At 51.4% G+C, this 15,600-nt stretch carries 14 protein-coding genes; 5 read left to right on the forward strand and 9 right to left on the reverse strand.

The window, feature by feature from the left end; translation table 11 throughout:
- Positions 1–65: 65 nt before the first annotated feature.
- Positions 66–821 carry a flap endonuclease Xni gene (gene xni / locus G4551_RS18815; protein WP_003840372.1) on the forward strand — a complete coding sequence of 252 codons (756 nt, stop codon included), beginning with the start codon at positions 66–68 and terminating at the stop codon, positions 819–821.
- A gap of 76 nt (positions 822–897) precedes the next feature.
- Here the strand turns inward: xni and fucO are convergent, their stop codons facing one another.
- From fucO to G4551_RS18850, 7 genes are all read right to left on the reverse strand, one after another.
- Positions 898–2,046, reverse strand: coding sequence for a lactaldehyde reductase (gene fucO / locus G4551_RS18820; RefSeq protein WP_003840374.1), 1,149 nt, complete (start codon positions 2,044–2,046; stop codon positions 898–900).
- Between the two features lie 27 nt (positions 2,047–2,073).
- Positions 2,074–2,721, reverse strand: coding sequence for an L-fuculose-phosphate aldolase (gene fucA, locus G4551_RS18825; RefSeq protein ID WP_003034062.1), 648 nt, complete (start codon positions 2,719–2,721; stop codon positions 2,074–2,076).
- Between the two features lie 141 nt (positions 2,722–2,862).
- Positions 2,863–3,861, reverse strand: a complete 999-nt coding sequence (locus G4551_RS18830; protein ID WP_003034060.1) for a LacI family DNA-binding transcriptional regulator — start codon at positions 3,859–3,861, stop codon at positions 2,863–2,865.
- Positions 3,862–3,927: 66 nt separating this feature from the next.
- A complete protein-coding gene (locus tag G4551_RS18835) occupies positions 3,928–5,508 on the reverse strand; it encodes an FGGY-family carbohydrate kinase (RefSeq protein WP_003840376.1) in 1,581 nt (526 codons plus the stop codon).
- A gap of 53 nt (positions 5,509–5,561) precedes the next feature.
- Positions 5,562–6,512 carry an ABC transporter substrate-binding protein gene (locus G4551_RS18840; RefSeq protein WP_003034057.1) on the reverse strand — a complete coding sequence of 317 codons (951 nt, stop codon included), beginning with the start codon at positions 6,510–6,512 and terminating at the stop codon, positions 5,562–5,564.
- Positions 6,513–6,585: 73 nt separating this feature from the next.
- Positions 6,586–7,569 carry an ABC transporter permease gene (locus G4551_RS18845; RefSeq protein ID WP_003034055.1) on the reverse strand — a complete coding sequence of 328 codons (984 nt, stop codon included), beginning with the start codon at positions 7,567–7,569 and terminating at the stop codon, positions 6,586–6,588.
- A gap of 3 nt (positions 7,570–7,572) precedes the next feature.
- Positions 7,573–9,072, reverse strand: coding sequence for a sugar ABC transporter ATP-binding protein (locus G4551_RS18850; RefSeq protein WP_003034052.1), 1,500 nt, complete (start codon positions 9,070–9,072; stop codon positions 7,573–7,575).
- Positions 9,073–9,536: 464 nt separating this feature from the next.
- On the opposite strand from G4551_RS18850, the gene fucI reads away from it, so the two are divergent.
- The 4 genes from fucI (at position 9,537) to fucR (ending at position 14,063) form a co-directional block, all read left to right on the forward strand.
- Positions 9,537–11,312 (forward strand): L-fucose isomerase, encoded by a 1,776-nt coding sequence (fucI, locus tag G4551_RS18855; RefSeq protein ID WP_003840379.1) that lies wholly within the window; start codon positions 9,537–9,539, stop codon positions 11,310–11,312.
- Positions 11,313–11,434: 122 nt separating this feature from the next.
- A complete protein-coding gene (gene fucK, locus G4551_RS18860; protein ID WP_003840381.1) occupies positions 11,435–12,853 on the forward strand; it encodes an L-fuculokinase in 1,419 nt (472 codons plus the stop codon).
- Between the two features lies 1 nt (position 12,854).
- On the forward strand, positions 12,855–13,277 hold the full coding sequence (gene fucU, locus G4551_RS18865; protein ID WP_003840383.1) for an L-fucose mutarotase: 423 nt from the start codon (positions 12,855–12,857) through the stop codon (positions 13,275–13,277).
- A 57-nt stretch (positions 13,278–13,334) separates the two neighbouring features.
- Positions 13,335–14,063, forward strand: a complete 729-nt coding sequence (gene fucR, locus G4551_RS18870) for an L-fucose operon activator (protein WP_003034043.1) — start codon at positions 13,335–13,337, stop codon at positions 14,061–14,063.
- Between the two features lie 35 nt (positions 14,064–14,098).
- Here the strand turns inward: fucR and rlmM are convergent, their stop codons facing one another.
- Positions 14,099–15,199 (reverse strand): 23S rRNA (cytidine(2498)-2'-O)-methyltransferase RlmM, encoded by a 1,101-nt coding sequence (gene rlmM, locus G4551_RS18875; RefSeq protein ID WP_003034040.1) that lies wholly within the window; start codon positions 15,197–15,199, stop codon positions 14,099–14,101.
- Positions 15,192–15,587 (reverse strand): DUF423 domain-containing protein, encoded by a 396-nt coding sequence (locus tag G4551_RS18880; protein WP_003034037.1) that lies wholly within the window; start codon positions 15,585–15,587, stop codon positions 15,192–15,194. The genes rlmM and G4551_RS18880 overlap by 8 nt, the downstream gene beginning before the upstream one ends.
- Positions 15,588–15,600: the final 13 nt, after the last annotated feature.

Below are 15,600 nucleotides of genomic sequence, written 5' to 3' on the forward strand. Positions count from 1 at the left end.
ATCAGATCTTCGCCTCCACTCGCCGTGAATGTTACCCTACAGACTGATTTGTTAGGGAGAACACCGTGGCCGTCCATCTGCTCATTGTCGATGCACTGAATCTTATCCGCCGAATTCACGCCGTACAGGGCTCCCCCTGCGTGGAGACGTGCCAGCACGCGCTCGATCAGTTGATTGTGCACAGTCAGCCCACACACGCCGTGGCGGTATTTGATGACGAAGCGCGCAACAGCGGCTGGCGTCACCAACGCTTACCTGACTACAAAGCCGGTCGCCCGCCAATGCCTGACGATTTACACAAGGAAATGCCCGCCTTACGCGCCGCTTTTGAACAGCGCGGTGTCTGCTGCTGGGAATCCAGCGGGAATGAAGCCGATGATTTAGCCGCAACTCTGGCGGTGAAAGTTAGCCAGGCCGGACATCAGGCAACCATCGTCTCAACCGATAAAGGCTATTGTCAGCTACTCTCCCCAACACTGCGTATTCGCGATTATTTCCAGAAACGCTGGCTGGATGCGCCGTTTATCGAGAAAGAGTTCGGCGTACTGCCGCAACAGTTGCCTGATTACTGGGGACTGGCAGGGATCAGCAGTTCTAAGATACCTGGGGTTGCCGGTATTGGTCCTAAAAGCGCCACACAATTGTTGACGCAGTTTCCAACGCTGGAAGCACTGTATGAACATCTGGATGACGTACCGGAGAAATGGCGCAAGAAACTCGAAGAACATCGGGAAATGGCGTTTTTGTGCCGCGATATCGCGCGGCTGCAAACGGACTTACATATCGACGGAAACCTACAGCAGCTACGGCTGGCACGGTAGTCTTATTTTCGGATGGCGCTGCGCTTATCCGGCCTACTTAACGTATAACCCTGTAGGCCAGATAAACGCCAGGTGATTACCAGGCAGTATGGTACAGCTCGACGATATCCCCAAGGCTCGCTTCACGCGGATTTCCCCCGGTACAAACATCGTCAAATGCGGCTTGCGCCAATGCAGGAATATCCTCTTTACGGACGCCAACATCGCGTAAATGCAGGGGGATCCCTACATCGCGGTTAAGGGCGAAGACGGCATCCACTGCCGCTTTACGTGCTTGCGCCAATGTCAGCCCTTCAACCTTAACCCCCATTACCCGGGCGATATCGCGGAATTTTTCCCCAGTGAATTCGGCGTTATAGTGCATCACGTGCGGCAGCAAAATAGCATTCGCTACGCCATGCGGCGTGTTATAAAACGCGCCTAACGGGTGTGCCATGCCATGCACTAATCCCAGACCTACGTTGGAAAAGCCCATCCCGGCTACGTATTGGCCCAGCGCCATCGCTTCACCCGCCTGGCTGTCACCCGTAACGGAACCGCGTAATGACCCGGCAATAATTTCGATGGCTTTAATGTGCAGCGCATCGGTAAGCGCCCACGCTGCCCGGGTGATGTAACCTTCAATGGCATGAGTCAGTGCATCTACCCCAGTAGCCGCTTTTAACGCAGCAGGCATGCCGTCCATCATATCAGCATCGATGAACGCCACCTGCGGGATGTCATGTGGATCGACACAAACAAACTTGCGCCGATTTTCTTCGTCGGTGATCACGTAGTTAATGGTCACTTCCGCCGCCGTTCCCGCGGTGGTTGGGATAGCCATAACCGGCACACTTGGGTTGCGTGTCGGCGATAACCCTTCAAGGCTGCGTACATCAGCAAACTCAGGATTATTATTGATAATGCCAATCGCTTTACAGGTATCCTGCGGGGAGCCTCCGCCGATTGCTATCAGATAGTCTGCGCCGCTTTGCTGAAAGACACTCAATCCTTCCTGCACTACCGCAATGGTTGGATTAGGAATAACGCCTGAATAGATTTCCCATGCCAGACCTGCAGCATCCATTCGGGAAGTCACTTTCTCAACAACGCCGCACTGCACCAGATTTTTATCAGTTACAATCAACGCCTTGCGATAACCGCGACGAATAACTTCATCGGTTAATGCGCCAACAGCCCCCCGGCCAAACCATGCCGTTTCATTCAGAATCATTCTGTTCGCCATTGTATTTCTCCTTTTCGCTATGCGAAATTACTCTTCAATGCGTAATCCGTAAGATTTGAATTTCTCCAGCACAATAGCGATCTCCTCGTCATCCAGCACCGGCACCGGGTCAACAATCGCCAGCGTGCTCAGGTACAGACGGGCCAGAACTTCCACTTCATGCGCCAACCACAGTGCTTTTTCCAAATTCGCTTCGCAAGCAATCAACCCATGGTGCTGTAAAAGCGTTGCCTTACGGTTTTTCAGGGCGACGCTCACATGCTCTGACAGCTCTCGTGTACCAAACGTCGCATAAGGCGCACACGGAATAGAGTTCCCCCCCGCCGCTGCAATCATGTAGTGAATTGCCGGGATAGGGCGATTAAGAATTGAAACGGCCGTGCAGTGTACGGCATGGTTATGGACAACCGCATTGGCATCCGGACGCGTCTGGTATGCCGCCAGGTGAAAACGCCATTCACTGGAGGGTAATTGTCCTTTATCATATTTCCCGTCGTTATCTACATACACGATCATGTTTTCAGTAAGTCTTTCGTAAGGAATACCGCTGGGCGTGATCAGCATCCCGTTTTCATAACGCGCACTCACATTTCCCGCCGTCCCCTGATTCAATCCAAGGCTGGTCATTTCCAGACAGGTTTCAATGATTTCTCGCGACAAACGCATTCTTTCCATAATGATTCTCCGGGTACAGTTTCCCCTCGTCTTTATTGCGAAAAATGCAGCCGCAGAATAAGACGGGTCAGGTTTTAGGTACAGGCAGCCACTGAACGTATTTATTCAGATTCAGTTGGCCGATTTATTTATAGCGAAATATTAAGGTTGTCTTACGCGCTTAATAAGTTTCATCTCAACTTTTACAGTTTCTTTAATTGGGTGATCATCAATAGCACTCATCATCATATCGAATGCTTTTTCCGCCCAGACATTTTCATCCTGTTGCATTGACCAGACATTATTGGCGAGGAATCCCAGCATTGGGTGTTCATCGAATGTCCCAATATTAATTTCCGGTGGAATTGTGCCCAAACGATTACGAATAGCGTTAATGGCCCCCTCCAGTACCGGTAATGATGAGGCGATAAACGCCTGCGGACAGCCCTGTTCGCCGATCAACTCATCCATCAGTCGATAACCACCTTCAGGTGTGTTGTCCGGACCTTCGCGCACCCAATCTCTATGTGAAATACCATTATTGTTCAATGCATTAAGATAACCTTGCAAACGATCACCAATGCTGGGTAATCCGGTATCCCCCACTAAAAACCAGATTGGCGACTTTCCAGCGTCAAACAGACTCTGCGTCAATTTCTCGCCGCCCAAGATGTTATGACTTTCTACCAGTGCGTTATCGGTATACTTAAAATCACGGTCAAGTAACACCATCGGTTTTCTGACCTGACGTAAATGGTGTTGCTGATTCTCTAACGTTGAGGGGACAATAAAAAGGCCATCGACATTACGGGCGATTAACGCTTTGGTCAGTTTATTTTCGTAATCAACATCGTCATAGGTACAGCTGATCGTTAACTGATAACCTGAACGACGACAGCGTTGCTCAAGTTTTTCTGCGAGTGTGGCAAAAAAGACGTTGGAAATATTGGGTACAATCAATCCCAAAGTATCCGTTTTATTTAATTTCAGGCTACGTGCTGAATGGTTAATGACGTAACCATAGCGCTCGACATATTCATTAATACGCGTTTGGGTTTTGACACTGATTCGATATTGCTCTGCTTTCCCGTTCAGCACCAGTCGTACGGTCGTAACCGATAAATTCAGATCGCTGGCTATCTGTTCTACTGTTTTAGCCATCTATATGCCCCAGTCCACATCCAAAAACGTCAATCTACAATCATAAAAGTATTTTAAACTTTTGTCTTACTGCATAAGTTGGTTAATCGCCTGCTGCTGATCCCACAGCATCAGATAAGCCTGGTATTTGCGATCATAGAAGTTCCGCCGCGCCGGGTTCGCCTTAATCACCTCGCCCGATCGAACCATCGCCCGGCATGCGGACGGTATAGTTGCCCACGCGCCGCATGCTACCGCGCCAGTGATAGCCGCACCTAACGTCACCGCATCCTCTTCCTGCATAAGATGAATATCGCATCCGGTAGCATCGGCATATTCTCTCATCCACAGTGGGTTATGCGTTGCGCCGCCGCACAGCGTCAGTCGGGAAATGGTGTGACCGTTTTCACGCATCACTTCCATAATATGCCGCGTACCGCAGGCGATCGCCTGTAATGTCGCCAGGTACAGGCGAGCTACCTGCATCTCGCCTCGTTCCAGCGTCAAACCACAGATGCTGCCTCGAGCATCGGGCCGTGCGCGCGGCGAACGATTACCGTGGTGATCGGCAAGCACATGCAGATAACGACCAGGCTCAGACTCCTGCTCCTCAAGTGCGGCAACCCATTCATTAACTAAAACAATGGGATGGCAGCCCCGGGCCTCAGCTTTGTGAAACAGCTCAGCACTGGCTCCTGATTCCTGAAGCGTCCAGTCGACTAACGCCCCAGCAGCACTCTGCCCCCCTTCCGTCAGCCAGTAGCCTGGCAGCATGGCTGACCAATAAGGCCCCCAAACACCTGGCGTATGAATTTCCTGCTCGCTGCACAGCATATGGCAATTTGACGTTCCGCTAATCAGCGCCAACGTCCCCTCAGGCTCAACCCCGGCAAGCGCAACTCCGCCAGCATGGGCATCAATCATACCGCTGGCGACGACCACTGCAGTCGTCAGCCCCAGCGCCTGGGCCGAATCGCTGCTAAGCGTTCCAACGCCAGCGCCTGGCGGAAGAATACGCGACGGGATTTTGCCCAACAAATCCGTTAATCCAACGGCGTCGAGCAGGGAGTGGCTGAAGCGTTGTTCATGTGCCAGATAGTTCCATTTACAGGTCAGCGTGCACAGTCCTGCAACATCATTAGCGGTAGCTTTAGAGACCAGAAAGTCCGCCAGATCGTAGAAGCGATGTGCGCTCTCCCAGGTGGCTGGAAAATGTTTTTTCAGCCATAGCACTTTGGGAAGCTCCATTTCGACGCTGACTTCACCGCCAACGTAGCGTAGAGACGGATCCTGCGTGGCGTTAATACGCTGCGTCTCCTGCGACGCACGATGATCCATCCACATGATGATGTTATGGTCTGACGGTTCGCCTGGTGAAACCGCCAGGCCCCGCCCCTGTTCATCCAGTACCACCAATGAACAGGTGGCATCAAATCCCAATGAGCGAATATCCTCAATACAAACCCCGGATGACGACACCGCCTCCTTCACTGCCTGGCAAACCTGCTGCCAGATTTCTGCAGATGACTGCTCAACCCGCTCAGGACCGGGTCGAAACTGCAAGATGGGGCGTGTCGCAAAAGCCAGCCGTGTGCCACTGGCATCAAAGACACCAGCCCTGACGCTGGCGGAACCGACATCCACACCGAGGAAATATCCACTGCCCATAGTAACTCCCTGACGCTGGCTAATGATGGGGCGAGTACCTCGCCCCAACGGTCTTATTTTTTACCAAATGGGTGTAACAATTTGTCAATTTCCGGGGTATCAATGTTCTTCGCACTGACAAATTTCACCGGAATATCAATTTCTTTCGGTACAGACTGACCCGATACCGCTGCATTCAGCGTCTTGATACCCTGGTAGCCAATCTGATAAGCGTCCTGCACCACAAATCCCTGAATCACTCCGGACTTCAGGAAGGCAATAATTGCCTCTGTGCTATCAAAACCAATCACTTTCACTTTGCCTTTCAGGTTCTGACTATCAATAGCGTTTGCTACGCCCAGCGTTGAACCTTCATTCGTGCCATAAATCCCTGCAATATCAGGATTGGCCTGGATCATATCGATGGTTTTATCCATCGCCTTTTGCGGATCGCCATCACTGTACTGGACCGGTAGCACCTGAATATCCGGATATTTCTCCTTCATACGGGCAATAAACCCTTCCGAACGCTCAATCGCTGAGGAGGTCCCCGCTACGTGCGCAATAATGCCAACTTTTCCTTTGCTGCCCACTTCCGCTGCCAGCGCATCTGCGGCTTCTGCACCGGCTTTACGGTTATTCGTGGCGACAAAGCTCACCGGAATATCGGAATTCACGCCGGAGTCAAACGTCACAACTTTAATGCCGCGTGAATTTGCGGTCTCAACTAATGGCGCAAGCGCATTGGCATCTAACGCTGCCAGTAATAATCCATTGGGTTTTTGCGCCATCGCGTTTTCAACCAACTGAATCTGCTCAGCAATTTGAGTTTCATCCGCCGGGCCAACATAGCTGGTTTTATCGCCCAACTCTTTTGCTGCCGCTTCCGTCCCCATTTTCACGGTTTGCCAGAATTCATGCTGGAAACCTTTACTGACCACCGGAAGGTTCATATCTTTAGCCAATACGCTGGATGTCATACAGGCCAGCAGGGATAACGCATAGACAAAATTCCTGGTTCTCATTGTTTTACTCCGTTCTGAGTGAGTCACCCTAAACGTCAGGGTTATGATGCCCCGTGACTTCCGGGAGCGTAAATCAACGAATTTTTTTGCGTAATGTATCGAGATAAACCGCGGCAATGACCACCACGCCCATGGCAACCATTTGCCAGAACTGGGAAACGCCCATCAGGTTCAGACCATTCTTCAGCACGCTCATAATGAATGCGCCGATGATCGTGCCGCCGATGGTGCCAATTCCGCCCATCAGGCTCGTACCGCCAATAACAACCGCCGCGATAGCTTCCAGCTCATACCCCACGCCGACCGTTGGTTGTCCTGAGTTCAAACGAGAAGCCAGAATCACCCCGGCAATCCCAGTCAGCAGACCACAAAAGGCGTAGACGAAAATTTTGACGCGCTGAACTTTAATACCGGAAAGATGTGCGGCTACCTCATTGCTACCCACGGCGTAAACATAGCGACCAATCACCGTTTTCTTCAGGATGTAGGCGGCAATTAACGCCACCACCACCAGGTAAAAAACGGGATAAGGCAGCACATCAAACAAACGTCCCTGGGCCAGCATTTTGAAGGTGGGGTAATCAGCGAAATAAATCGCACGACCATCGGTCATCACCATATTGATGCCTCTGACTGACATCATCAGGCCCAGCGTGGCGATAAAAGGCGGGATAGTCATTTTGGTGACCAGCAGGCCGTTGATATAGCCGCATAATCCCCCGGCCAGCACCCCCGCCAGAATACATACGGGCAGAGGCAATCCCAGCGTGGCGCTGATGCCTACCGCAACACCAGAAAAGGCCACTACCGAGCCAAGAGAAAGATCGATTCCTGAAGTGATAATGACAAAGGTAACGCCAATCGCCATGATGCCAATCACTGACGTTTGCAAGGCAATTGTCATGATGTTTTCAGTGTTAAAGAAAAATGGCGAACCAAAACTAAAAAATATTACTAAAATAATCAGACTCAAAAGCGGCGCAAGGCGCATTAAAAGTTCTTTGTTAATTTTTATTTTCTTATTATTGCTGTCTGAAGAGGTTACAGAGATAGTCATAAATTAGTCCTCTAACGTCGCGTATTGCATGATTTTTTCTTGTGTGGCGTCATCAGAAGCTAACTCCCCGGTAATACGTCCATTACGCATAACCAAAATGCGATCGCACATACCCAGCACTTCCGGTAATTCAGAGGAAATCATGATAATTGACTTCCCTTTTGCCACCAGTCGATTCATTAATTCATAAATTTCAAGTTTGGCCCCCACATCAATACCGCGAGTGGGTTCGTCAAAGATGAGAATATCGGTATCTTTACATACCCATCTGGCAATAATAATTTTCTGCTGATTACCGCCACTTAAATTCAGTGCAGCCTGCTCTAAATGTGGTGTTTTAATCCGTAGAGCTTTAACCTGTTCCTCGCTGGTTTTCTGACAACGTTTGCTGTCCACATTGCCATAGCGGTCAGAATATTCAGGATAATTGCCCAACATAATATTACGCTCAACGGACAGTCCTAATGCCAGCCCCTCTTTTTTTCTGTCCTCGGTTAAATAGCTGATACCCTGTTGGATAGCATCAGGAATATCTTTAATTACCGTCACTTTTCCGTTTAGCTTGAGGGTACCGCCATCAATGGGATCCGCGCCAAAAATCGCCCGCGCCAGCTCGGTACGCCCTGCGCCCATCAGACCGGCAAAGCCCAATATTTCGCCCTGATACAGGGTGAAATCAATGTTGTTCAGTACACCATTGCGAGTCAGACCGCTGACTTCCAACACCGGCTTACGTTGAGCCAAAGGTCCACGGCGAGGATAGATATTGCCGAGGTCCCGCCCAACCATCATGGCAATCAGGTCGCTAATTTTAACCGCATCATAATCTACAGTGGCAATAAACTGACCATCACGCATCACCGTAGCGCGATCGGCTATCAGCGCCAGTTCTTCCAGTCTGTGCGAGATATAAACAATGCCCGTTCCCTGTTCTTTCAGCAAACGGGTCACCTGAAATAAGCTGTCGATTTCCGTTTCCGTCAGTGCCGCCGTCGGTTCATCCATAATAAGGATCTTAGCATTCACCGATATCGCTTTAGCAATCTCAACCATTTGTTGTTGCGCGACGGTCAGATCGGCCACCAGCGTTTCTGGGGAGATATTCAGGTTTAATTTTTGCAAAATATCGATAGCAGCCTGTCGCTGTTGTTTTTCATCCAGACGCCAGCGGTTATTTTTGCAAAACTCCCTGCCAATAAAAATATTTTCTTCTACCGTGAGTTCAGGGAAAAGATTAAATTCCTGGTGAATAATCGTGATACCTGCGCTTTGTGCGCTCAACGGGTTCGCAAAAGAAACAGATTGCCCTTCAAAAATAATATCTCCTTCATCAGGCTGATAAACACCGGATAAAATCTTCATCAACGTAGACTTTCCTGCGCCATTCTCACCCAGCAGCGCATGAACCTCGCCTTTGCGTAAAGCAAAATCCACATTACTCAACGCTAATACGCCGGGAAAACGTTTCGTAATATGACTCATCTGTAAAAATGTTTCAGACATTGCTGCTTTCCTCAATATACAGAAACTGCAATCAGTGAATCAGGCGAAAAAACGTTGCCAGGAAGCCATCGTCACCGTTAATGCGAATACTACTTATACGTTCATATGCGTTTCATCAATCATGCTAACTCGAGTTAGCGAAGTGCCTTTTAAAGCTATTTTAGCTACTCAAATTAGCCAAATCATTTGGTTTAAATCTGTGACGCTGAACAAACAATTTATTGCAACTACTTAATTTAAAAGAATTTATACAAAAATATGCGTTCTGGTTTATTTGACACAGATCGAATTTTAACCACTTCTCGTGAAGCCTCTCACAGTTCCACAACAAAAAAGTTGTGCAAAAAACTCTCTAATACCTAAGCTAACTCGAGTTAGCAAAAATGAATTATTCAGCCAACTGCGACGGTGGTGTTCAACATCCGCTTTTGCAGCACGGCATAAAGTGAGATGAGGAACCTCGAATGAAAAAAAATAGCTTACCGAAAATTGGCATTCGTCCGGTGATTGATGGGCGCCGTATGGGTGTTCGTGAATCGCTCGAAGAGCAAACCATGAATATGGCTAAAGCCACCGCTGCGCTGATCGCTGAGAAACTTCGTCACGCCTGCGGCGCGCAAATTGAATGTGTCATTGCCGACACCTGTATCGCCGGGATGGCGGAATCTGCCGCCTGCGAAGAAAAATTCAGCAGCCTGAATGTGGGCGTGACCATCACAGTGACCCCATGCTGGTGCTACGGTAGCGAAACCATCGACATGGATCCAATGCGGCCGAAAGCTATCTGGGGTTTCAACGGTACAGAACGTCCGGGGGCCGTTTATCTGGCCGCCGCGCTGGCTGCGCATAATCAAAAAGGACTTCCTGCCTTCTCTATTTACGGCCATGACGTACAGGACGCCGGCGACACCACGATCCCTGCCGATGTGGAAGAAAAATTGCTGCGCTTTGCCCGCGCGGGCTTAGCCGTCGCCGGTATGAAAGGCAAAACCTACCTGTCCGTAGGCGGCGTTTCAATGGGTATTGCCGGCTCTATTGTCGATCATAACTTCTTTGAATCCTGGCTGGGAATGAAAGTTCAACCCGTTGATATGACCGAACTGCGTCGTCGCATCGACCAAAAAATCTATGACGAAGCTGAGCTGGAAATGGCGCTGGCATGGGCGGACAAAAACTTCCGCTACGGCGAGGATCAGAACGCGCAGCAATATAAGCGCAATGCAGAACAGAGCCGTACGGTGCTGAAAGAGAGTCTGCTAATGGCCATGTGCATTCGCGACATGATGCAGGGTAACCAGAAGCTGGCCGACAAAGGTCGGGTTGAAGAGTCGCTGGGATACAACGCGATTGCCGCAGGCTTCCAGGGCCAGCGTCACTGGACCGATCAATATCCGAATGGTGATACCGCCGAAGCGCTGCTCAACAGCTCCTTTGACTGGAATGGCATACGCGAACCGTTCGTTGTCGCCACCGAAAACGACAGCCTGAACGGCGTGGCGATGCTGTTCGGCCATCAACTCACCGGCACGGCGCAGGTCTTTGCCGATGTGCGCACCTACTGGTCGCCAGAAGCGGTGGAGCGTGTCACGGGTAAACCGCTGACCGGCCTTGCTGAGCACGGCATTATTCACCTGATTAACTCCGGCTCGGCAGCACTGGACGGCTCCTGCAAACAGCGCGACGACGCAGGGAAACCGACCATGAAACCGCACTGGGAAATCTCGCAAAAAGAGGTCGATGATTGCCTGGCGGCAACCGAATGGTGTCCGGCTATTCACGAATACTTCCGCGGCGGCGGCTACTCCTCTCGCTTCCTGACCGAGGGCGGCGTGCCGTTCACCATGACTCGCATCAACATCATCAAGGGCCTGGGGCCGGTACTGCAAATCGCAGAAGGCTGGAGCGTGGAATTACCGGAAGATATGCATGACCAGCTCGATGCGCGCACCAACTCTACCTGGCCGACCACCTGGTTTGCCCCGCGCTTAACCGGTAAAGGCCCGTTCAGCGATGTCTATTCGGTTATGGCTAACTGGGGCGCAAACCACGGAGTGCTGACAATTGGTCACGTGGGCGCAGACTTTATCACTCTGGCCGCCATGCTGCGTATCCCGGTTTGCATGCACAACGTGGAAGACGAGAAAATTTACCGTCCTTCAGCCTGGGCAGCCCACGGAATGGATACGGAAGGCCAGGATTATCGCGCCTGCCAGAACTACGGTCCGCTGTATAAGCGTTAAACATCGAGCAATTGCCTGATGGTGGCGCTTACGCGTCTTATCAGGCCTACGAAGCGCACGGTTTTGTAGGCTGGATAAGGCGAAGCCGCCATCCGGCAATAGGTAATCTCCCAGGAGCAATTATGAAACAAGAGGTTATCCTGGTCCTCGACTGTGGCGCGACCAACGTGCGGGCCATAGCCGTTGACCGTCAGGGAAAAATTATCGCCCGCGCCTCTACGCCCAACGCCAGTGATATTGCCGCGGAGAACGGTATCTGGCATCAGTGGTCGCTGGAAGCCATTTTGCAACGCTTCGCCGGCTGCTGTCAGCGGCTCTCCACGCAACTGGCCAATTGCCGTATCTGCGGGATCGCCGTCACCACCTTCGGCGTAGACGGTGCGCTGGTCGATCAACACGGCAGGCAGTTATATCCGGTAATCAGTTGGAAGTGCCCACGCACCGCAGCAGTAATGGAAAATATCCATCGCTACATGTCACCGCAGCAGTTGCAGGAAATCTCCGGCGTCGGCGCGTTTAGCTTTAACACGCTGTATAAACTGGTGTGGCTGAAAGAAAACCATCCACAATTACTGGAACAGGCGCACGCCTGGCTGTTTATCTCATCGCTTATCAACCACCGTTTAACCGGCGAGTTCACCACAGATATCACCATGGCGGGCACCAGCCAGATGCTGAACATCCAGCAGCGCGATTTCAGTGATGACATTTTGCAGGCGACCGGCATACCGCGCCGACTGTTTCCACGGCTGGTGGAAGCGGGCGAACAGATTGGGGTACTGCAAAACGAGGCCGCCAGCCTGCTCGGGCTACCAGTGGGTATTCCTGTGATATCTGCCGGGCACGACACGCAGTTTGCGCTCTTTGGCGCAGGAGCTCAGCCAGACGAACCGGTGCTCTCTTCCGGTACATGGGAAATTCTGATGGTACGCAGCGCACAGGTGGACACCTCTCTGCTCAGCCATTATGCGGGTTCCACCTGTGAATTAGACAGTCAGGTCGGGCTGTATAATCCCGGCATGCAGTGGCTGGCTTCCGGCGTGCTTGAATGGGTGCGTAAGCTGTTTTGGACTGCCGAATCGCCCTGGCAAACGCTGATTGACGAAGCCCGGTCCATTCCTGCTGGCGCAGAAGGCGTCAAGATGCACTGCGACCTGCTGACCTCTCAGAATGCGGGTTGGCAAGGGGTTACGCTCAATACCACCCGCGGGCATTTTTATCGCGCCGCACTGGAAGGGCTGACAGAACAGTTGCAGCGGAATTTACACACGCTGGAAAAAATCGGTCATTTCCAGGCCACTGAATTGTTATTGGTTGGCGGGGGAAGCCGTAACGCATTGTGGAACCAGATTAAAGCTAATGTGCTTGGGATCCCTGTCAAAGTGCTGGATGACGCCGAAACCACCGTCGCAGGCGCCGCGATGTTTGCCTGGTCAGGCATTAGGGAATTTCCCTCACCGGAACAGGCCCGTGCACAGGTGCGCTACCAGTACCGTTACTTCTATCCGCAAACCGAATCCGAACTGACAGGAGTCGAGTAACATGCTCAAAACAATATCCCCCTTAATTTCCCCCGACCTGCTGAAGGTGCTGGCTGAAATGGGTCACGGCGATGAGATTATCTTTTCCGATGCTCATTTTCCGGCTCATAGCATGGGACCGCAGGTGATTCGCGCCGACGGCCTGCTGGTCAGCGACCTGCTGCAGGCGATTATTCCGCTTTTTGAACTGGACAGCTACGCCCCACCGCTGGTGATGATGGCCGCTGTAGAAGGCGACGCTCTCGATCCTGACGTCGAGGCTCGCTATCGACAGGCGCTTTCATTGCAGGCCCCCTGTCCAGACATCACGCGTATTGACCGTTATGCCTTTTACGAACGAGCGCAAAAGGCGTTTGCAATCGTTATCACAGGAGAGCGGGCAAAGTACGGGAATATTCTTTTAAAAAAAGGGGTAACGCCGTAATCTCTGGTCAGAATGCCCGTCTGGTACGGGCATTTATCATCAGATGAGGATCTGAACATGAAAGCGGCGCGCCAGCAGGCAATCGTAGATCTGCTTACCCACCACAAAAGCCTGACAACTGAAGCCCTGTCTTTGCAGCTAAACGTTAGCAAAGAGACCATCCGCCGCGATCTCAGTGAATTACAAACCCAGGGCAAGGTGCTACGCAATCACGGGCGGGCCAAGGCTATTCATCGGGAAAATCAGGACAGTGGCGACCCGTTCCATATACGACTAAAAAGCCACTATGCCCACAAAGCAAATATTGCCCGCGAAGCGCTGGCATGGATCGAAGAAGGTATGGTGATAGCTTTAGACGCCAGCTCAACATGCTGGTACCTGGCGCGACAGCTACCGGACATCAACATTCACGTTTTTACCAACAGCCAGCCCATCTGCCAGGAATTGGCTAAACGTGAACACATTCAGCTTATCAGCTCCGGCGGTCGCCTTGAGCGCAAATACGGTTGCTACGTTAATCCCTCGCTTATCTCGCAGCTTAAATCCCTCGATATTGACCTGTTTATTTTTTCCTGCGAAGGGATCAATAGCGACGGCGCGCTCTGGGACTCAAATGCAACCAACGCAGACTTCAAATCCATTCTGCTTAAGCGCGCATCGCAATCTTTATTGTTGATCGATAAAAGTAAATTTAATCGTTCGGGAGAGGCCAGAATTGGGCATCTGGATGATGTGACGCATATTGTTTCAGATACACAGCTGATTGAATCAATCCAGGCCGAATAGGGCGATTTCGCCGCCATCCAACCTGGATTGTAGCCTTATCGCTCGTCGCGACGACCGCCAACGGCCGCCCACAGACGACGTACGTGAACGGTTACTTCTTCACGGTCATGATACAACTGACGCGCCTGAATTTGGGCATTTACGCCATGTTCATCAAGCTGGGCCTGAATATAAGCCAGGTTCTGTGATACCTCTTCGTAGCGTTTTTTCATCGGCAGCTTGAGGTTGAATATTGTCTCACGACACCAGCCGTTGACCAGCCATTGTGCCATCAGCGCGGCAACCTTCGCCGGCTTCTCCACCATATCGCAGACCATCCACGAAATATTGTTGCGATTCGGACGGTATTTAAATCCGTCTTCACGCAGCCAGGTAACCTGTCCGGTATCCATCAGGCTTTGCGCCATTGGACCGTTATCCACCGAGTAAACCCACATGTTGCGTTTAACCAGCTGATAGGTCCATCCGCCCGGGCAGGCCCCTAAATCCACCGCATACATTCCGTTCGCCAGACGCTCATCCCATTCATCGGCAGGGATAAACACGTGCAGCGCTTCTTCCAGCTTCAGCGTTGAGCGGCTCGGCGCATCGGCCGGGAATTTGAGTCGCGGAATACCCATGTAGAACGGTGAGTTATTGTCAGGCCAGGAATAACCGGTATAACAACAGCCAGGGGCGATAAAGAAAACATGAACCACCGGACGTTTCGGCGTTTCATATTTTGCCAGTACGCCCGCTTCACGCAGCGCCGCGCGCAGCGGTACGGTAAATTTACGGCAGAACTTAACCAGCTCTTTGCTTTCATTGGTGTCGGCGACTTCGACACGCAGATCGCCACCCTTTTCCACCACGCCCTGCAGCATGCCAACGATCGGCGTAATGCGGTCTTCCGGCGGTAAATATTGCAGCAGTTCGCCCACCACAAACATTTGACGGGCAAAAATCAGTGAGCTAAACGGCAGCTCTTTCACTAGCTTTTCGGCATCATCCTGCTGATAGCATTCGAAGATGACGTAACCCGCATTGTCTTTCACGCGGGCAAAACCGAAGATTTCCCGGCGCCCTGCTTTATCCGTAATTTCTGCGGCGCACTCTTTTTCAAAACCCGGGCGACACAACAACACAACCTTATTCATGGCTAACGCCCTTACGTTTCAATCTAATAGCACCCACTAACATCAGCGCCCAGCCCACAAGGAAGCTGAAACCGCCGACGGGGGTAACAAACGCCCACAGGCGTAAATGAGAGAGCGCAAGGCAATACAGGCTGCCGCTAAACAGCACCGTTCCTAATGCCAGAAACACGCTACTCCAGTAAAACCAAATGCTAATGCGTCGCTGCATGGCGACGGCCAGGCCAAAGATAGCCAACGTATGGAACGCTTGATACTCAAGGCCAGTCTGGATCCACCCCATCTCAACGACACCGAGGGTTTTACTCAGAACATGTGCCCCAAAGGCACCCAACGCCACAAAGATAAAGCCACTTACGGCGGCAAAAATCAGCATAAAACGGCTGGTCATGTGAATACCCTAC

This window comes from Citrobacter freundii ATCC 8090 = MTCC 1658 = NBRC 12681 (genome assembly GCF_011064845.1).
Taxonomy (GTDB): Bacteria; Pseudomonadota; Gammaproteobacteria; order Enterobacterales; family Enterobacteriaceae; genus Citrobacter; species Citrobacter freundii.